This window comes from Clostridioides sp. LIBA-7602, from assembly GCF_056688945.1.
The window spans coordinates 3,041,236-3,060,972 of record NZ_CP196991.1 but is presented as its reverse complement, the minus strand read 5'-3'; the positions used below and the strand labels follow the sequence as shown (position 1 = coordinate 3,060,972).

Annotated in this window: 15 protein-coding genes and 1 other annotated feature; of the genes, 14 read left to right on the top strand and 1 reads right to left on the bottom strand. The window is 28.6% G+C overall.

Annotation, left to right across the window (positions count from 1 at the left end):
* The first annotated feature begins 58 nt into the window (after positions 1-58).
* The 6 genes from spoIVA to ACTG45_RS14565 all read left to right on the top strand — a co-directional run bounded on the left by spoIVA (position 59) and on the right by ACTG45_RS14565 (position 9,573).
* A complete protein-coding gene (spoIVA, locus tag ACTG45_RS14590; RefSeq protein WP_479919253.1) occupies positions 59-1,534 on the top strand; it encodes a stage IV sporulation protein A in 1,476 nt (491 codons plus the stop codon).
* A gap of 152 nt (positions 1,535-1,686) precedes the next feature.
* On the top strand, positions 1,687-3,633 hold the full coding sequence (locus ACTG45_RS14585) for a hypothetical protein (protein WP_479919252.1): 1,947 nt from the start codon (positions 1,687-1,689) through the stop codon (positions 3,631-3,633).
* 54 nt (positions 3,634-3,687) lie between these two features.
* Positions 3,688-5,631 carry a hypothetical protein gene (locus tag ACTG45_RS14580; RefSeq protein WP_479919251.1) on the top strand — a complete coding sequence of 648 codons (1,944 nt, stop codon included), beginning with the start codon at positions 3,688-3,690 and terminating at the stop codon, positions 5,629-5,631.
* Positions 5,632-5,675: 44 nt separating this feature from the next.
* Entirely contained in the window at positions 5,676-7,631 is a 1,956-nt protein-coding gene (locus ACTG45_RS14575; protein WP_479919250.1) for a hypothetical protein, read from the top strand.
* Between the two features lie 290 nt (positions 7,632-7,921).
* Positions 7,922-8,191, top strand: a complete 270-nt coding sequence (locus ACTG45_RS14570) for an ACT domain-containing protein (RefSeq protein WP_021385426.1) — start codon at positions 7,922-7,924, stop codon at positions 8,189-8,191.
* Between the two features lie 26 nt (positions 8,192-8,217).
* The gene (locus ACTG45_RS14565; RefSeq protein ID WP_479919249.1) at positions 8,218-9,573 is read left to right on the top strand and encodes a DUF711 family protein; all 1,356 of its coding nucleotides are present in this window, start codon (positions 8,218-8,220) and stop codon (positions 9,571-9,573) included.
* A gap of 449 nt (positions 9,574-10,022) precedes the next feature.
* On the opposite strand, the gene ACTG45_RS14560 is transcribed toward ACTG45_RS14565, so the two are convergent.
* Entirely contained in the window at positions 10,023-11,063 is a 1,041-nt protein-coding gene (locus ACTG45_RS14560; protein ID WP_479919248.1) for a PTS sugar transporter subunit IIC, read from the bottom strand.
* 381 nt (positions 11,064-11,444) lie between these two features.
* Between ACTG45_RS14560 and ACTG45_RS14555 the strand changes: the two genes are divergently transcribed.
* The 8 genes from ACTG45_RS14555 (at position 11,445) to ACTG45_RS14520 (ending at position 19,700) form a co-directional block, all read left to right on the top strand.
* The gene (locus ACTG45_RS14555) at positions 11,445-12,080 is read left to right on the top strand and encodes a biotin/lipoyl attachment domain-containing protein (protein WP_479919247.1); all 636 of its coding nucleotides are present in this window, start codon (positions 11,445-11,447) and stop codon (positions 12,078-12,080) included.
* Between the two features lie 9 nt (positions 12,081-12,089).
* Positions 12,090-12,794: a YggS family pyridoxal phosphate-dependent enzyme gene (locus ACTG45_RS14550; protein ID WP_479919246.1), complete on the top strand. Its 705-nt coding sequence runs from the start codon at positions 12,090-12,092 to the stop codon at positions 12,792-12,794.
* A gap of 39 nt (positions 12,795-12,833) precedes the next feature.
* Positions 12,834-13,292: a cell division protein SepF gene (locus ACTG45_RS14545; protein ID WP_021385412.1), complete on the top strand. Its 459-nt coding sequence runs from the start codon at positions 12,834-12,836 to the stop codon at positions 13,290-13,292.
* A gap of 18 nt (positions 13,293-13,310) precedes the next feature.
* Positions 13,311-13,568, top strand: coding sequence for a YggT family protein (locus ACTG45_RS14540; RefSeq protein WP_021385428.1), 258 nt, complete (start codon positions 13,311-13,313; stop codon positions 13,566-13,568).
* 10 nt (positions 13,569-13,578) lie between these two features.
* On the top strand, positions 13,579-14,364 hold the full coding sequence (locus ACTG45_RS14535; RefSeq protein ID WP_479919245.1) for a YlmH family RNA-binding protein: 786 nt from the start codon (positions 13,579-13,581) through the stop codon (positions 14,362-14,364).
* 34 nt (positions 14,365-14,398) lie between these two features.
* On the top strand, positions 14,399-14,926 hold the full coding sequence (locus ACTG45_RS14530) for a DivIVA domain-containing protein (protein ID WP_003426928.1): 528 nt from the start codon (positions 14,399-14,401) through the stop codon (positions 14,924-14,926).
* Between the two features lie 173 nt (positions 14,927-15,099).
* Positions 15,100-15,332, top strand: a binding site (T-box leader).
* A gap of 90 nt (positions 15,333-15,422) precedes the next feature.
* Positions 15,423-18,530, top strand: a complete 3,108-nt coding sequence (gene ileS, locus ACTG45_RS14525; RefSeq protein WP_021385522.1) for an isoleucine--tRNA ligase — start codon at positions 15,423-15,425, stop codon at positions 18,528-18,530.
* A 297-nt stretch (positions 18,531-18,827) separates the two neighbouring features.
* Positions 18,828-19,700 (top strand): YitT family protein, encoded by an 873-nt coding sequence (locus ACTG45_RS14520; RefSeq protein WP_021385396.1) that lies wholly within the window; start codon positions 18,828-18,830, stop codon positions 19,698-19,700.
* Positions 19,701-19,737 lie beyond the last annotated feature (37 nt).

The following is a 19,737-nucleotide window of genomic DNA, read 5'->3' as shown; positions in this document are numbered from 1 at the left end:
ATATTAACCCCTAACTCTAAATATAATTTAATAAGATTAGATGTATAGGAGGAATAATATGAATAATAACATATACGAAGATATATCCAAAAGGACTCAAGGGGATATATATATTGGAGTAGTGGGTCCTGTAAGAACAGGAAAATCAACTTTTATAAGAAAATTCATGGAAAAGTTGGTTATCCCAAATATAGACAATGAGTTTAAAAAAGATAGAACAAGAGATGAGATACCTCAAAGTGGTTCAGGCAAAACAATAATGACAGTAGAACCAAAATTTGTACCAGCAGATGGTGTAGAAATTAAAATAAAAGACACAGTATCTTTAAAAGTAAGAATGGTAGATTGTGTTGGATACATAGTTGAAGGAGCTTTAGGGCATGAGGAAGGTGGAAAACAAAGATTGGTATCAACTCCTTGGTCACAAGAAGCTATGACGTTTGAAAAGGCAGCAGAGATAGGAACTAAAAAAGTCATAAAAGACCATTCTACAATAGGGATAGTTGTTTTGACAGATGGTTCAGTTACTGGTATTGACAGAAAAAGTTATGTAGAGCCAGAAGAAAGAGTTATACAGGAATTAAAAAGTCTTAAAAAACCATTTGCTGTGGTTTTAAATACTCTAAGTCCAAAAAGTGAGGAAACAAGTATGCTTAGAAATGAATTGGAAGAAAAGTATGAAGTTCCAGTTCTTCCAATGAATGTAGTTGAAATGGAAGAAGATGACATCGAGGAAGTTATGGAAGCTGTATTGTATGATTTCCCACTTACAGAAATAAGAATCAATTTACCTAAATGGGTTGAAGGTCTTGAGAGAAATCATTGGATAAAAAGTAGCATAATAACAACATTAAAACAAAGTATTATAGATATAGGTAAAATAAGAGATATAGAAGGTATTATGCAAGGCTTTTCTGAGTTAGAGTTTTTGGAAGATACAGGTGTTGATAATGTAGAGTTAGGAGAAGGAGTTATAAATATTGATTTACAGACAAAGCAAGATTTATTCTATAATATCCTTGAAGAAAAGAGTGGGTTTAAAATTGAGGGAGATTATCAATTGCTTAGTCTAATAACTAGATTATCTAAAGTTAAAAATGAGTATGATAAAATAGAATGTGCTTTAGTAGATGCTAAGATAAAAGGATATGGAGTAGTAGCCCCTTCACTAGAAGAACTTAGTTTAGAGGAACCAGAAATAATGAAGCAAGGAAAACAATATGGTATCAAGCTAAGAGCTAATGCACCATCACTTCATATTATAAAAGCAGATATATCTACAGAAGTCTCTCCAATAGTTGGTAATCAAAATCAAGGTGAAGAGATGATAAAATATCTTATGGAGGTGTTTGAAGAGCAACCAGCAGATTTATGGGAATCAAATATGTTTGGTAAGTCACTTCATGATTTAGTGAAAGAGCAATTACAAAGTAAATTGTATACTATGCCAGAAGAAATAAGAGTTAAGATGCAAAAGACTCTACAAAAAATTGTAAATGAAGGAAGCTCTAATATTATAACTATTTTATTATAAGAATATAAGCTACTTATTAAAGTTAAACACTTGTTTACTTTAGTAAGTAGCTTTTTATTTATAAAAATTGACAATAAGTTCTAATTATGGAAAAATTAAATATATAAGATACGTTTTTCAACATTATTATATTAAAATATTAGGAGTAAAAGATGAAGAAGTCTGAAATATTTATTTTTGTAAGCATAATAATACTCTGTTTTGTAATTTCTCCAAACAAGGTCTTTGGACAAGAGGATAATTGTTTTGAAGATTTTGAAAGGTGGGTTCAAGAAAATAAAAATAATAAAGAAGAAATAGTTTATACTCTTCCTTGTGATATGGTAATAGACGAAGAGTTTAGATTTTATATTCCTTATGACAGTAATTTTACAATAGATACCAACAAATATAAAATACTGATAAAAAATCATGGGAGATTTATTATTGATGATAATGAACTAAATATAATAGGTGAAGGAGGAAAAGAAGGAGTAATACATGTAGAAACTGGTGGAAGTATAAGTATCGGTATAGATAACATAATTGCTACTGATGGGACAGCCTTATACGTTGAAGAAGGAGGAGACTTATATATTAAATCATCCTATGAATCTGTTGAAAAAATAAAGGCAAATGGAAAAGATGCAATAGGAATTTATACTGAAAATGATATTAGAATATTAAATAAGGATATTGAAGTGAATGGAGAGAGTGCTATAGGTGTTTATTCTAAAGGTGATGTTGAGATAGAAGAATCTTCAATAAAAGCCTATAGTAGTAACAAAGAAAATGGATTATTAAGAGCTAATAATAAGGCTGTACAATCAATTGTATCAGAAAGCAAGAAAGTTTATATAATTGATAACTCTAATGAGCTTATACCAGCTATATCTGAAGATTCTGGCTATGATATTATAACATGTTGCCAGAGGGGAATTGATGTATTTAGTGAAGAAATAAAAGTAAGTAAAGATGATAAAATAGAAGATATAAAATTTCCGAAAGATATGGTATTAGAAACATCTAGTGGTAATCAACTTGATATAGATGTAGAATGGGATTTTACTGATTATTATGAAAAGTTGAAAAAAGAAGAACCTTTTAGTATAACAGGAAAGTTTAAAATAGAAACATTAAATAGAGAAAAAATTGTAGTAAATGATGATGTTGTTCCTATTTTGGACATATCTGTTGCAGAGAAAAAAACAATAGATAATTTGGAATTAGATTATCAAAACACAAGAGATGGATATGTAGCTGTTTTGTATTTTGATATGCCATACAATGCAAATAAAGTTTTTGTTGAATATTCAGTAGATGGAATCAATTGGACATCTGAGGAACAGGAAGATATTAGAGACCAAGCTATACTTTTCTTTGAAGATTTTAAGCTACGTTGTTTTAGAGTAAGAGTGGAAGGCGGATTAAAAGAAGGTTATTCAAATATAGTTTTTAAACCAGGATTTATAATGGGGGGTGGCGACAATCAAGAGACACCAGATGATGAACGGGGAAATGATGATATTGATGGTGACCGTGGCGGTGGTGGTAGAGATGACCCAGATAGAGAAAATGATGGACTTACTTTAGATAGTGATAAGGAAGATGATAGTGTTGATGAAGAAGTTCCTGAAGATTCTAATAACATAACAGATTCTAATAATGAAGAAAAAGACAATATTAATCAAGAAGATGAAAGAAATGATAAGTCTGACAAAGAGATTATAGAGAAAGAGCAAGAAAAGAATAATACTAACACTGATAACAGAGATAATGGTGTTAAGAATGATGATTTAACTATTATAAATAAGTCTAATAAGAGTTTAATTCAAATATTAAAAAGAGACTATGAAGAAAATCAAGCATATAAAAAAAATCAAGAATATAAAAACACAACTGATGATAAAAAAATATCAAATGAAAAAGACACTTTTCAAGTAGGTAAATTTAATAATAGACTAAACTCTACTTCTAACTCTCATAGTAAAACTCATAATTTTCAAGATGGAATTGCTATTGGATTTGGAATTGTAGTTTCAACTATGTTATTTTCAATAGTAGCAATAAATCCTTGTATCATAAAATATGTAAATAAATTTATAAAATATAAAAAGTAGATAAAATCGTTTGAAAAATTTTAATATTATTAAAAAAGTTAATTGGAGAACAATATGAATAAAATAAGTAAAGTTTTTGTGCTTATAAATTTGTTAATTATAATTTTCGTAATTTTACCAAATAAGAGTTTTTCGCAAGATAATAATTGTTTAGAAGATTTTAAAAATTGGGTTATAAAAAATAAAAATAATAAAGAAGGAATAGTTTACACTCTTCCTTGTGATATGGTAATAGACAATTATTTTGAATTTAGTATTCCATATGGAACTAATATTACAATAGATACAAATCAATACAAAATACTTATAAAAGAAGAAGGTCATTTTAATATTAATGGTAATAAGCTAAACATAATTGGAGAAGGTGGAAATGAAGGTGTAATACATGTAGAGCGAGGAGGAAAATTAAATATAGGAATAGATAATATAGTTGCATTGAATGGAACTGCTTTATATGTTGAAAAAGATGCGAATTTGAGTATAAATACATATTATGATAAAGTTGGAAATATAAAAGCAAGTGGAGAAAATGCAATAGGAATTTATTCAGAAAATGATATCAGAGTGTATTCTAAAATAATTGAAGTTAATGGAGAAAATGCAATAGGAATCTATTGCAGGGGAGAAGTAGAAATAGAAAACACTTCAATAATTGCAAATAGTGTTAATAAGAAACAAAACATATTATTGGAAAATAAAAAGGTGAAAGCAATTGTATCAGAAGCTACTGATGTTTATGTTATTGGACAAAAAAATATAATAACTCCAGATATATCTCAGAATAAAAATTATAATATTATAAGATGTAATTATAGAGGGGTTAGAGCTTTTGAGAAAGAAGTGCGTATATCAAAAGAAGACAAAATAGAAGACATAATATTGCCAGAAAAAGTACGTTTAAGAACTTCTAGTATGAATTCTATAGATTTAGATGTAGAGTGGGATTTATCAAACTATTATAATGATTTAAATGAGAATACAGAATTTATTGTAATAGGTAAATTTAAAGAAGACGATTTAGATGAGAATAACATAATTGTAAACAATGATGTTATTCCTATTTTACATGTTTATGTTGCTAATAAAGAACCTATAGAGGATTTAAAAGTATCTTTCTTAAATTTTAAAAATGGTTATCTAGCTACACTAGAGTATAGTATGCCCTATAGTGCTAAAAAAGTGTTTGTAGAATATTCAGATGATGGTGTAAATTGGGTAAGTGAAGAGTTAGAAAATATTAGCAATCAGGTTATACTTGACTTTGAAGATTTTAAGTTACGATGTTTTAGGATAAAAGTAGAAGGTGGATTGAGAGAAGGATATTCAAATGTGTTTTTAAAGCCTGGATTTGTAATTGGAGGAGGAAATAATCAAATTACACCAGACGATGAACAAGAGGTTGATGATGATAGTGGTGACCGTGGAGGAGGAGGAAGAGATGACCCAGATAGAGATGACAATAAGGTTACCTCAGGTGGAAATAATAAAAATAATAATGATAATGGGCAAAATCCATTAGATTCTAATGAAGTCATAGAAGATAATGGTGAAGAAACAAATAGTAATCAACAAGATGAAAAAAGCGATAAGTCACATGAAAAATATACTGAAACAGATAAAAATGTACATAAAGAAATAAATGATGAAAATGTCAATAATAATAAAAATGACAACTTGATTGAGGAAAGTAGATTTAAAAATAGTTTAGAGCAAAGCTTAAAAGGAAGTTATAAGGAAAATAATGAATATTTCCAAAAAACATCTAAAGATAAAATAATATTAAGTAAAATAGAGGGCACTGAGATAGGTGATTCTAATGATAAACTAAAAACTGTTTCAAAATCATATGATAAGACTCAGAATTCTAAAAATGGGATTGTAATTGGAGTTGGACTCATAGTTTTGACCATGTTATTTTCAATGATAGTAGTAAATAAGGGCATTATAAAATATCTAGATAAATTTATAAGATTAAAAATGAATAAAAAAATACTTTAAAGAGACATAATTTTACTTAACAGAAGAATAAATAGGAGAAAAAAATGAATAAAAAAAATAGTATATTTGTTCTTATAACTTTATTAGTAATTATTTTTATAATTTTACCAAAAAAGAGTTTTTCACAAGAAGACAATTGTTTGGAGGATTTTAAAAATTGGATTGTAAAAAATGAAGATAATGAGGGAGACATAGTTTATACTCTTACATGTGATATGGTAATAGATGATTATTTTGATTTCAGCATCCCATATGGAACTAATATTACAATAGATACAAATCAGTACAAATTACTTGTAAAAAATAATGGTTATTTTGCCATTGAAGGAAATAAATTGGATATAGTTGGAGAAGGTGGAAGTGAAGGTGTAATACATGTAGAAAAAGGTGGGAAGTTAAAGATAGGAATAGATAATATAATTGCTTTAAATGGAACTGCTTTATATATAGAGAAAGATGCTGAATTAGATATAGCTACATACTATGGAAAAACTGGTAAAATACATGCAAGTGGAGAAAATGCAATAGGAATTTATTCAGAAAATGATATTAGAGTAGATTCTAAAATAATTGAAGTTAATGGAAAAGATGCTGTGGGTATTTACTGTAATGGAGAGGTGGAAATAGAGGATACATCAGTAATTGTTAATAAGAATAACCAACAAAATACAATAGCAAATAATACAAAAGGCGAATCAATTGTATCAAAAACTAAGAGTGTTTATATCATTGGTGATGGGAATGTAATAATGCCAGACATACCACAAGATGAAGATTATAATATTATAAGATGTAATCTTAGAGGCATTAGTGTATTTGAAGAGGAATTGATATTAACAAAAGATGATAAAATTGAGGACGTAGAACTTCCAAAAGAAGTAAGTCTAAAAACTTCGAGTGGAAAAATTGCAGATATAAATGTAGAGTGGGATTTATCAAATTACTATACTGATTTTAAAAAAAATTTAGAGTTTGTTATAAGAGGTAAATTTGATGAAAATTTTCTGAATGAAAAAAATATAGTATTAAATCAAGATGTCTTTCCAGTTATAAATATCTATATTAGAAATAAAGAGCCTATAAATAATTTAATTGTGTATTTTAGAAATCGGAAAAATGGTTATACAGCTGCTTTAGCCTATGATATGCCATATAATGCAAAAAAAGTATTTGTGGAGTATTCCGATGATGGTATAAACTGGATAAGTAGTGAATTAGAGTATATCACAGACCAAGTTGTAATTGATTTTGAAGATTTTAAGTTGCGATGCTTTAGAGTGAAAGTAGAAGGTGGATTAAGAGATGGGTATTCAAATATATTTTTAAAACCTGGATTTGTGTTAGGAGGAGGTAATAATCAAATCACACCAGATGATGAACAAGAAGATGAAGATGCTGGTGGTGACCGTGGAGGAGGAGGAAGAGATGACCCAGATAGAGAAGAAGATAATAATGGTAATCTAAATAGTGACAATAAAGATAAAGATGATAACCATAGTAATAATGATGGGAAAATTCCTAATACTCCAAATGATGATAATATAGAGTCTGGTTCTACGATAAATAAAAATCCTCCAAAAGACAAAGATGATAATAGTATAGCCAATGACAAAGAAAAAGACGATATTTTAAAAAATGAAAATGAGTTAAAAAATGAGGATAAATCTAACAAAAGTTTTATTTTAGAAAATGGGAATAAAGGCTTAAAGCAAAAGTCTGTATTTAGCACTAATAATCAGTCATATTTTTATAATAAAGATTTTTATAAAGATAATTTATATGTGAATAATAATCATCAATCAAAACTAAATAATCAAGTAAATGGTAATAACGAAAAGACAGATAAAACTAATACTAAATTATCAACTAAAAAATATAGCTTTGAGAAAGATATTTTCATTTTAATTGGAGTGTTAAGTTTAACCATGTTTTGCTCTATTTTGATTGTAAATCCTAGCACAAGAAAAAATATAATTAGATTCATACAAATAAAAAAATAATTTTTAGGAAGGTATTATTTATCAAATTATAAGTTTGTTAAGTGATACCTTTCATTATTATGAAAACTATATATTTTTATCAATAAAATGAGTATTATATATAATTTGACTAAATAGTATAAAAATAATAGAATATTGAAAAAAAATTGACAAATGAAGGTATAGGTATTAAAATATATTAAATATATACATAAAAAGTGATTTACTAACAAATAAATGAAATATATGCTAATAAATAGTTCAATTTGTGAAAATGTAAGATTTATAAAAAAATAAGGGAGGATATTATTATGAGAGCAATTTTAACAGTAATTGGAAAGGACAAACCAGGTATAGTAGCAGGAATTAGTGATGAGTTATACAAGCAAAATATTAACATAGTAGATATTTCACAAAAGATATTACAAGAGTATTTTACAATGATTATGATAGTTGATTTAGAGAAATCATTAAATTCTTTTGAGCAAACGGTTGAAGATTTAATAAATAGAGGAAAAGAATTATCAGTAGATGTAAAAATTCAAAGAGAAGAAATATTTAACTCAATGCATAATCTGTAAAAAACAGTAATCGGGAGGTGAGAATAGTGAATGTAGGAAATATACTTGAGACAATCAAAATGATAGATGAAGAACAATTAGATATAAGAACTATAACTATGGGGATTTCTTTATTAGATTGTATAGACCCTGATGGAGATAAAGCTAGAGAGAAGATATACAACAAGATTATGAATTCTGCTAAAGATTTAGTAAAAGTGGGAAAAGAAATAGAGCGTGAATATGGTATTCCAATTGTAAATAAGAGAGTATCAGTAACTCCAATATCTATTATTGCAGGTGCAACAGATGAAAGTGATTATGTAAAGTTTGCACAGACATTAGATAAAGCTGCAGAGGATTTAGGTATAGATTTTATAGGTGGATTCTCAGCATTGGTTCAAAAAGGATATACAAAAGGTGATAAGATATTAATTAAATCAATTCCAAAAGCTTTGGCAAGCACAAACAAGGTATGTGCCTCAGTGAATGTAGGCTCTACAAGATGTGGTATAAACATGGATGCAGTAAGAGAAATGGGAGAAATTATAAAAGAAACTGCAGAATTAACGAAAGATGCAAAGGGATTTGGTTGTGCAAAACTAGTAGTATTCTGTAATGCGGTTGAAGATAATCCCTTTATGGCAGGGGCTTTCCATGGTGTTGGTGAAGCTGATAGAATAATAAATGTTGGTGTAAGTGGTCCTGGTGTTGTAAAAAGAGCTTTAGAAAAAGTAAAAGGAGAACCATTTGATGTTGTAGCAGAGACAGTTAAGAAGACTGCATTTAAAATCACAAGAGTTGGTCAATTGGTAGCAAAAGAAGCCTCTAGTAGGTTGGATGTACCATTTGGAATAATAGACTTATCACTAGCTCCTACACCTGCTATTGGAGACTCAGTAGCAAATATATTAGAAGAAATGGGTCTTGAAGTTGTTGGTACTCATGGTACTACAGCAGCGTTGGCTCTTTTAAATGATGCTGTTAAAAAAGGTGGAGTTATGGCTTGTTCACATGTTGGAGGACTTAGTGGTGCATTTATACCAGTATCAGAAGATGCGGGAATGATTGATGCTGTTATTAAAGGTGCTTTAAGTATAGATAAGCTTGAGGCAATGACTGCTATTTGTTCTGTAGGTCTTGATATGATAGCTGTGCCAGGAAGTACTACAGCAGGTACACTTGGAGCTATGATAGCTGACGAGGCAGCAATAGGTATGATTAATAATAAGACTACAGCTGTTAGAATTATACCAGCTCCAGGATGTGATGTAGGTGACATGGTAGAGTTTGGTGGTCTTTTAGGACGAGCACCAGTAATGCCTATAAATACAAATTCGTCTGAGTTATTTACTCAAAGAGGAGGAAGAATTCCAGCTCCTATACATTCATTTAAAAATTAAGTATATTTACATATAGTAATATTTAGATAGAGATTTATATGACAGAATCAAATACATCTAGATATTATAATTAAAAGAATAAGTTTAAAGTTTATATGTTAAGATTGTTATAATAGTAAAGCGATATACAACCTTGTAAAAAAGTTGTATATCGCTTTTATTTTGATACTATCTAATTAATATAAAATTTTTTATGTATTTTAAACGTTATGTTATTCAATAGTAATTATACTAATTTTTCTGTTCAATATATCAACCAAATAAAAAACTAAATAAAAATAAAAAACTAAATAAAAATAAAAAAATAAAAATTTATCTAAATATTCAACACACATAATAATAAATATAAATAAAAAATAAAACGCTTGCAATTAATAAAATTGCTACAATATAAAACTCTACTGTTTAAAATATCAATTTAAAATATAAATTTATAAATCTTATAAATCTTAAGCAATTTCTTCTTCTACATCAGTGCCACGTATTTTGTCAGCAGTAAGAACCTTAAAGGTACTGAATATTTTTGAGCCTACAAATCCTGCAATTACATTAAATAAAGCACATAGTGTAGCTGTTATAAGAACTTGATTAACTGGATTATAGGCAAACATTATGGCAAAACCAGCCACAGGTGTAGCTGTACCTGGTGTCATATTTACAAGGCCCATCAAAGCTACAATAATACCAGAAAAAGCTCCTCCAAAGAAATTAGTAGAATATATTGGTATTGGATTAGCTGAAATTATGTCTGATTGAGTCAGGGGTTCAATAGCAACAGATATAATGTCTTTCTTAGAACCTAACTTCAATCTTGCAAATAATGTTGAGTTCATAAAAGCTGAACCAAAAGCTCCTAATGCTCCTATTGCCATAGGAAGACCAGTAAGACCAATTATAGATGTAAGAGCCATTGAACTAAGTGGAGATGTTCCAACTACTGTTATTAGACCTCCCAATATAATTCCCATTATAATAGGGCTAATATTAGTAGCTTCTATTAGAACTTGTCCAATTTGTAATAGTGTACTATTAACTAATGGGTCTACATTTGAAGCTATAAAACGAGATAGTGGAGCACATAAAAGGATTACTACTACTAAATCTACTCCAGGTGGGACTTTTTTCTCTATAAACTTAATTAAGAAAGAAACAAAGTATCCAGCAACAAATCCAGATAATATAGAAAACTTTAAACAAGATAATCCTATTAAAACTGCATAAACTGGAGATACACCTAAAGCCAAAGGTACAAGTATAGCAGCAGCAACTCCACCAAGGCTACCATTAGCAGCACCAACACTTCTAAAAAACTCCATACCTAGAACATCACCAAGTAAAGAAAGGTTGAATGCCTCTACTAAGAAAGTAGCACATGCAGCATTTGCTAAGGCTCCCATAGCTTTCATACCATATGGAGCTTTGTAACTAAAGATTGTGAAACAACATAGAACCAATAAAAGTAAACCTGTTCCTAATAAAATTTCTGACATAAGAAAATCCTCCTTGTATTTTTTTTAGGACATAAACCTTTGTCGTGATAACGTTATCCTTGCGAATAAATGTTTAACTAAATCAGTATCAGCATGACAAAAGTTATTTTAAAGCTTAATTGGTTTTATATTGCATCTAAAAATAAAAATAACTATAAGAGTACATAAAGTAAGTTTAAGATATAAAATGTAAATTAAACTTATACTTTATAATATAATTATATATAAATAATGCAGTCTTGTATAGGAAGATTGATAAAAAATAAATTTAATATGAAAAAAACAATTATTAGTACATAAAATATTAGCATATAAAAAAGGAATAAACATTTTTTAGAAGAAGTATTTATTAATGAAAGAAATTTTATAGGGGGAGAGTTTTTGAAAAAGATTAAATATACCAGATTAGTGATACTTGGTATTCTTATATATTTAGTATTTAATATGTTAGCAATGATTATTAGCAAAAATGTAGATACCTTGGTGTTAAAAGTAGAAAAAGTTGATGCAAAGATTCATGTAGAAGGAACTATAGAAAAAGATGTAAATGACCAAAGTAATTATCTATCAGCATACATAAGTAAAGAAGATTCTAAGAACTTTGAAAAAAATCAAAATGTAGTAATTGAATATCGTGAGCAAAAAATAGATGCAAAAGTTTACAAAATATATAAAAATAATAATAAAATAATGCTAAAATTAAAAATAAGTAACCAAATTATTGCAAATCAGGATACAAGTGTCGAAGAATTTGATATAATATATAATCAGATGGAATGTTTAAAAATACCTAAAACTTCTATAAAAACAAAAGACAATAAACGTGGTGTATATGTGATTGATGAACAATCACAAAGTGTAAAATTTGTCATATTAGAAGGAATAACTTATGAAAATGAATCTTCTGTATTTGTGGACTATTATAAAAATGACATAAATGGGGTGACAAGTGTTAATCTATATGACAAAATAATTTTAAGACCTAATTGTATAAACACAAATATAAGGATAAAGTAGGTGATAATAATGGGTTCTATTAAAGATAATTTATCTGAGATAAAAAGTAAGATTGACAAAGCTGCAAAAAAAGTAAATAGACAGAGTGAAGAAATAACCCTTTTAGCAGTCACAAAAACTGTTGATGTAGATTTAGTTAATGAGGCAATGAATGAAGGCATTACTTCTGTTGGTGAAAATAAACCACAAGAATTAGCCAGAAAGTACGATATTATAGGTGACAAATTAAACTGGCACTTGATAGGGACTTTGCAAACAAATAAAGTTAAGTACATAATAGATAAAGTTTGTATGATACATTCTTTAGATAGAATTGCATTATGTGAAGAGATTCAAAAACGTGCAGAGCAAATAAATAGAGAAATAGATTGCTTAGTACAAGTGAATATATCTAAAGAAGAATCTAAGCATGGACTTGATAAAGAAGAAGTTGTAGGTTTTGTCAAAAAAGTGTCAGAAAAATATAAAAATATAAAAATAAAAGGTCTAATGACAATGGCACCTTTTGTAGAAGATGAAAATGAAATAAGAGGTGTATTCAAAGGTCTTAAAGATTTATCAACACGAATAAAAGAGCTAAACATACCTAATGTAGGAATGGACGTTTTGTCAATGGGAATGAGTCACGATTATGAGATTGCTATAGAGGAAGGGGCTACCATTGTTAGGGTTGGAACATCAATCTTTGGAGAAAGAAACTACAATAAAAAATAATTACTCAAATCTGAATAAATTCTAAGGAGGAAGTTAATAATGTCAAATGGAATAATATCTAAATTTAAGAACTGGATAGTTGATGAAGAAGAAGATTACATTGAAGAAGAATATGAAGGTGGGATGGACGATATAGTTCAAGAAGAAGAAATAAATAGTGGCTTTAGTACTGCAAAAGCAAATAAAATTGTAAATTTACATACAACGAGTCAAATGAAAGTTGTAATAGTTGAACCTAAAGTTTATGATGAAGCTGCAACTATAGCAGACCATCTAAAACAAAGAAGGGCAGTTATAGTGAATTTGGAAGGATTGACTAATTCTGAAGTTCGTAAATCTATATTTAACTTTATGAATGGGGCAGTTTATGTTTTAGATGGAAGTATACAAAAGGTTTCTAAATCAATATTTATACTAGCTCCTAACAATGTGGATATAGATGCAAATATGAAAAAAGAATTAGAAAGTAAAGCATTCTTCCCTTGGCAAAATAAATAGTAAAAAGGCGGTTAATATATGGGAACAATAAGAATTGCACTTTATTATCTTTTGGATATAATAGCATGGATGATAGTTATAAAAAGCTTGATGACTTGGTTTCCAAATGGAAGACAAAGCAAAATTTTCGAGATTTTAGAAAACCTTACAGAGCCAATAGAAGGACCAATAAGGTCTATAATGTATAGATATACAAATGGACCTATAGATTTTTCTCCTTTAATTGCGATAGTATTATTGATGTTCCTAAGACAATTAGTGTTGGTTATATTCTAAGGTGATAGAAATGGATAAATTAAAATTAACAAATCACATAAAGGATATAGACTTGAAAAATAAAATGTTTAAAGTAATAGACAAGGCTAATAGTTGTATAAAAAACTATGATGTTAAGTTTACTGAGTTTCTTAAACCATATGAAGTGAAAAATGCTGTAGCTATATTGAATTCAACAAATGAAATAAAATACAGTGTGGATGGAGGTTATGAACAAGCTGAAAGAAGCACTGTATTTATTTATCCATTTTACATGGAATATGAAGATATAGAGGATACTCTTAGATTTTTACAGATAGAAGGGAATTTCAAATTTAAAAATATATCTCATAAAGATTATTTAGGAGCAATTATGAGTCTAGGTATAAAAAGAGAAAAAATTGGAGATATAATTATACATGATAGCTTTTGTCAAGTAATTGTAAGTAGTGATATTTGCGATTTTATAATCGTGAATTTGGAGAAAGTTTCAAGAAATAATGTAATTGTAAAGGAAATTTCCAGAGAAAACATTGTTAATAGTTCTTCAAAATATAAGGAAGTATCATTTACAGTATCTTCAGATAGGTTAGATTGTGTCATAAGTGGTCTTTACAATATATCTAGACAAGATAGTGCAAAATACATAAATGGAGAAAAAGTCCATGTCAATTATGAAAAGATAACTTCAACGTCTAAAATAGTTAAAAATGATGATTTGATTTCTATTAGAGGCAAAGGAAGAGCTAATGTAACGCAAATAGGAGATATTACTAAAAAAGGTAAAATAAAAGTTCAAGCAAGATTAATTGTATAAGGACTAATTTAAATTATAGCTGGGAGGAAATGTAATGCTAACTCCAATTGAGATAGAAAATAAAGAGTTTAAAAAAGGTTTAAGAGGATATAGAGACGAAGAGGTTGATGAGTTTTTAGATATCATCAAAGAAGACTATGAATCTCTATGTAGAGAAAATACAGCTCTTAAAGAAAAATTAGGATTATATCAAGACCAAGTAAATAAGTATGAAAATATTGAAGAAACATTAAAAGCTACTCTAATAACTGCTCAAAGTGCAGCAGAAGACACTTGTAGCGCGGCTAATAAAAAAGCTAAAATAATTGTTGAAGAGGCAGATTTAAAAGCTAGACAAATTATAGAACAAGCCAATAATCGTGTTATAGAAATAAGAAAAGAGTATGATGCTTTAGTTAAAGAATTTAAGATATTTAGAAATAAATTTAAGTCATTATTAGAAGATGAAATAAGAAGTGTTGATGAGATTTTTTATGATGTAGATGAAAAATGTGTAAATGCATTTGAAGGAACAACAGTGTATAATTATAGTAATGATGAAGCTGCTACAACTCTAGAATAAGCCTATAATTTATTTGATTTTAGGTGAAATTGTTGTGGAAGTTTGAGAAATCTATAACAAAAACTAAAAATAGGATAAAAATGTAAGAAAAATAGAAATTATTATATTTTTCAAAAATATATTGACTATTCAAATTATTTGTTATAGAATTTCATATAAACACAGATAAATTTTTAAAAGCGTTGATGGAGACAATTATCTTTAGATAATTTTACAGAGAATTGGGTATGCTGAGAACCAATGAATTTATAAAGATAAAAATCACTCTTGAGCTGCAGGCTGAACGATTAAATTCTATTAAGCTGTGCCGGTTAGTACCGTTATACTATTAGAGTGTTATGTGTGGATAGCATTAAGTTCACATATAGAATTAGGGTGGTAACGCGATTTATAACTCGTCCCTTTGTTTAAAGGGGGCGAGTTTTTTAGTATTTAAATTTATGTGAAAGAATAAAAAATTTTGGAATTATAATATTTATAGGAAAGGGTGATTTACATGGCGAAATTTAAGCCATTAGTGGACAGTTCAGTAAAACAAGCAGAAGCACAAGTTTTTGATTATTGGAAAGATATAAATATACTTGAAAAAACTTTAGAAAAAGGGGAAAATGACCCAAGTTTCGTATTCTATGAGGGACCTCCTACAGCCAATGGAAATCCTGGAGTACACCACGTTTTATCTAGAACACTTAAAGATTCAGTTTGTAGATATAAAACAATGTCTGGTTATCAAGTAAAGAGAAAAGCTGGTTGGGATACACATGGATTACCAGTTGAAATACAAGTAGAGAAAGAATTAGGTCTTACTAGTAAGCAACAAATAGAAGAGTATGGAATAGCTGAGTTCAACCAAAAATGTAGAGAATCAGTTTTCTCATTTGAAAAACAATGGAGAATAATGACTGAGAGAATGGCTTATGAAGTTGATTTAGATAATCCATATATAACTTTAGACAATAACTATATAGAGTCTGTATGGTGGATACTTAATAAATTCAACAAAGAAGGATATATCTATGAAGGGCATAAAATACTTCCTTATTGCCCAAGATGTGGAACTGGTCTTGCTAGTCATGAGGTTGCACAAGGATATAAAGAAGTAAAAACTAATACAGTTATAGCTAAATTTAAGAAAAAAGATGCTGATGAATATTTCCTAGCATGGACAACAACTCCCTGGACTTTACCATCAAATGTTTCATTAACAGTAAATGCTGACGTTGATTACTTAAAAGTTAAGAAAGGTGACGAGGTATATTATGTATCTAAACCTCTAGCTAATAAAGTACTAGGTGAAGACTATGAAGTTTTAGAAGAAATGAAAGGTAAAGACTTAGAAGGATTAGAATATGAGCAATTAATGCCTTTTGTAGAAGTTGACAAAAAAGCATTTTTCATTACAGTAGGAGATTATGTAACTACTGAAGATGGTACTGGAATAGTTCATACAGCACCAGCATTTGGTGAAGATGACTATAACACAGGTAAGAGATATGATTTACCAGTTGTACAACCAGTAGATGAAACTGGTAAATTTACAGCTACTCCTTGGGAAGGTAAATTTGTAATGGAAGATGGGCTAGATGTTGAAATAATAAAATGGCTAGCTTCTGAAAATAAGTTATATAGTAAAGAAAAAGTAGTTCATAATTATCCACATTGTTGGAGATGTCAAACTCCATTAGTATACTATGCAAAACCAAGCTGGTATATAGAGATGACTAAACTTAAAGATAAATTAATAGAAAATAACAATGGCGTAAAATGGTTCCCAAGCTTTGTAGGTGAAAAGAGATTTGGAAACTGGTTAGAAAATCTAAATGATTGGGCAATATCAAGAACTAGATATTGGGGAACTCCACTTCCTATATGGAGATGTGAATGTGGTCATACAGATTCAGTAGGTTCAAGAGCTGAATTAGCTGAAAAAGCTATAGAAGATGTAAATCCAGAGACAGTTGAACTTCATAGACCATATGTAGATGATATACATTTAAAATGTGAAAAATGTGGAAAACCAATGACAAGAGTAACAGAAGTTATAGACTGTTGGTTTGATAGTGGGGCTATGCCATTTGCTCAACACCACTATCCATTTGAAAATAAAGAGAACTTTGACCAATTATTCCCAGCTGATTATATATCAGAAGGTATAGACCAAACTAGAGGTTGGTTCTACTCATTACTTGCAGTATCAACATTTGTATTAGGAAAAGCACCATATAAGAGTGTTTTAGTTCCAGACCTTGTACTTGATAAAGATGGAAAGAAAATGAGTAAATCAAGGGGAAATACAGTAAATCCAATGGAGTTATTTGACCAATATGGAGCAGATGCATTAAGATGGTATCTACTATATGTTTCTCCACCATGGACTCCAACTAAATTTGATATGGATGGATTAAAAGAAATACAAAGTAAATTTATAGGAACTATGAAGAATGTATATAACTTCTTCACTTTATATGCAAATACAGATGATATAAATCCAACTGAATTCTTTGTAGAATATAAAGATAGACCAGAACTTGATAGATGGATACTATCTAAGTTTAATAATTTAATGAAAGATGTAGAGGAAAATTTAGCTATATTTGAATTAAATAAGACTTTAAGAATGATACAAGATTTCATAAATGATGATTTATCTAACTGGTATATCAGACGTTCAAGAAGAAGATTCTGGGCAACTGAATTAACAGAAGATAAAAAAGCAGTGTACAATACAACTTATGAATTATTACATGGTCTTTGTAGAGCTATAGCTCCATTTGCACCATATATGTCAGAAGAAATGTACAGAAATCTGACAGGAGAAGTATCTGTTCACTTAGCTGAATATCCTAAGTTTAATGAAGAATTAATAGATGCTAAATTAGAAGAAAAAATGGATTTAGCTAAAAATCTAGTTACTCTAGGTAGAGCTTCAAGAGAAGTTGAAAGAATAAAAGTTCGTCAACCATTACAAAAAGTATTAGTAGATGGTAAGTTTGAAGATACAATAAGCGATGTAGTTGATTTAATAAAAGAAGAGCTTAATGTTAAAGAGGTAGTGTTCGCTAAGGACTTAGATGAGTACATGAACTTTAGTCTAAAACCAAACTTTAAGGAAGCAGGACCATTACTAGGGGCTAAGATGAATTTATTTGTGGGAGCATTAAATAAATTAAATGCACATGAAGCTGTTAATAAACTTGAAAATGGTGAAAGTTTAACAGTTGATTTAGATGGTGAAGCTTTTGAGTTTAATAAGGATTTAGTGTTAATAGGTATAACTGCTAAGGAAGGATTTAATGTATCTGTTGAAAACAATCTTTTTGTTATACTAGATACTAAGTTAACAGAAGCATTGGTTGATGAGGGTTATGCTAGAGAATTTATATCTAAAGTACAGCAATTAAGAAAATCTAATAACTTTGAAGTATTGGATAATATAGTAATAGATTACTGTGGTGATGATGAAATTGCTAAGGCTGTTGACCATTTTGATGAATATATCAAGTCTGAAACTTTAGCTTTAGAAATAAACAGAGTAGACGATAAGTCTCTAGAAGAACAAAACTTAAATGACCATATGACAGGTATAAAAGTCACAAAAAAATAAAAAGAATAGTTAGTTAATTAAAATCCCTATAGAAATTAGTTTATAAATTTCTATAGGGATTTTTTAATACAGTATAATTCTCTATTCAATAAAATGTTGAAATATTCCAAAACTTACAATAAATAAATCTGTATAAATCATATAAATTATTTATAGCATGTGATAGAATATTAGTGGATAAACGTTTAAGTGAGGATGAATAATATTTTAGAGTAAACTACTTCTGATAAATTTATTTATAAATTTATTGTGTGTAATGCAGGGTGGTTTATTTATTATGCAAAGGGGTGCGTTTTGATGTATGGTGAAAGTAAAAAGCTAAGTATTGATAATAACATATTTTTGCAATATGGTCTTATTATATTGGGGATGATTCTATCAACCTTAGGAATAAATTTATATCTAGCACCAGCCAAGTTATTAAGTGGAGGAGTAGCTGGAATTTGTGTTATATTATATAAACTATTTGGTATAAATCAAGGGATATCCAGTTTTTTGATGAATATACCTATATTTATCATAGCTAAAAGGTATTTTGATAATAAATTTTTGTTAATAAGTTTTGTTAATATGTTATTATTTTCTGTTGCACTTGGTTTAACACAAGATATTGCTAAATATTTCCCAATAGATGATACTATGCTACAGTGTATTTATGGTGGTGCCTTAACTGGTATAGGTATGGGGTTGACTTTTAAAGCAAGAGCTACTGCTGGAGGACTTGACATAATAGCAGCTATAATGAAAAGAAAGTACGATATACCTATGAAAAATACATTTTTATTTATAAATTTCTTTGTAGTATGTGCAGGTGCGTTTTTATTTGGAGCTAAGTTGGTAATGTATACTCTAATTGCTATGTATATAATTTCTTTTACAATGGACATAGCAAAAGATTGCTTTGATAGAAAAAAATCTATACTTCTAATATCTAATAAATATGATGAAATATCTAAAGTAATAATGAATAAAATGGGAAGAGGTGTAACTTTTTTAGAGGCAGAAGGAGCATACACACAAAATAAGAAAAAGATGATTTATTGTATAATATCTGCAAATGAAATAGGTAAATTTAAGGATTTGATTTATGACATGGATAGTGAAGCTTTTATTTCTGTTAATAATGTAGAAGAAGTAAAAGGTGGAGGTTTTAAAGATAAGTTTCTTTAAAATATCAATGTTAAAAAATGACATATGTATTGTGATT

Coding starts and splice junctions, on each gene's coding strand:
- ACTG45_RS14535 (WP_479919245.1), top strand. CDS start 13,579: ATGGATAAATTAAAATTAACAAATCACATAAAGGATATAGACTTGAAA.
- ACTG45_RS14520 (WP_021385396.1), top strand. CDS start 18,828: ATGTATGGTGAAAGTAAAAAGCTAAGTATTGATAATAACATATTTTTG.
- ACTG45_RS14560 (WP_479919248.1), bottom strand. CDS start 11,063: ATGTCAGAAATTTTATTAGGAACAGGTTTACTTTTATTGGTTCTATGT.
- ACTG45_RS14580 (WP_479919251.1), top strand. CDS start 3,688: ATGAATAAAATAAGTAAAGTTTTTGTGCTTATAAATTTGTTAATTATA.
- ACTG45_RS14550 (WP_479919246.1), top strand. CDS start 12,090: ATGGGTTCTATTAAAGATAATTTATCTGAGATAAAAAGTAAGATTGAC.
- ACTG45_RS14570 (WP_021385426.1), top strand. CDS start 7,922: ATGAGAGCAATTTTAACAGTAATTGGAAAGGACAAACCAGGTATAGTA.
- ACTG45_RS14585 (WP_479919252.1), top strand. CDS start 1,687: ATGAAGAAGTCTGAAATATTTATTTTTGTAAGCATAATAATACTCTGT.
- ileS (WP_021385522.1), top strand. CDS start 15,423: ATGGCGAAATTTAAGCCATTAGTGGACAGTTCAGTAAAACAAGCAGAA.
- ACTG45_RS14530 (WP_003426928.1), top strand. CDS start 14,399: ATGCTAACTCCAATTGAGATAGAAAATAAAGAGTTTAAAAAAGGTTTA.
- ACTG45_RS14575 (WP_479919250.1), top strand. CDS start 5,676: ATGAATAAAAAAAATAGTATATTTGTTCTTATAACTTTATTAGTAATT.
- spoIVA (WP_479919253.1), top strand. CDS start 59: ATGAATAATAACATATACGAAGATATATCCAAAAGGACTCAAGGGGAT.
- ACTG45_RS14545 (WP_021385412.1), top strand. CDS start 12,834: ATGTCAAATGGAATAATATCTAAATTTAAGAACTGGATAGTTGATGAA.
- ACTG45_RS14540 (WP_021385428.1), top strand. CDS start 13,311: ATGGGAACAATAAGAATTGCACTTTATTATCTTTTGGATATAATAGCA.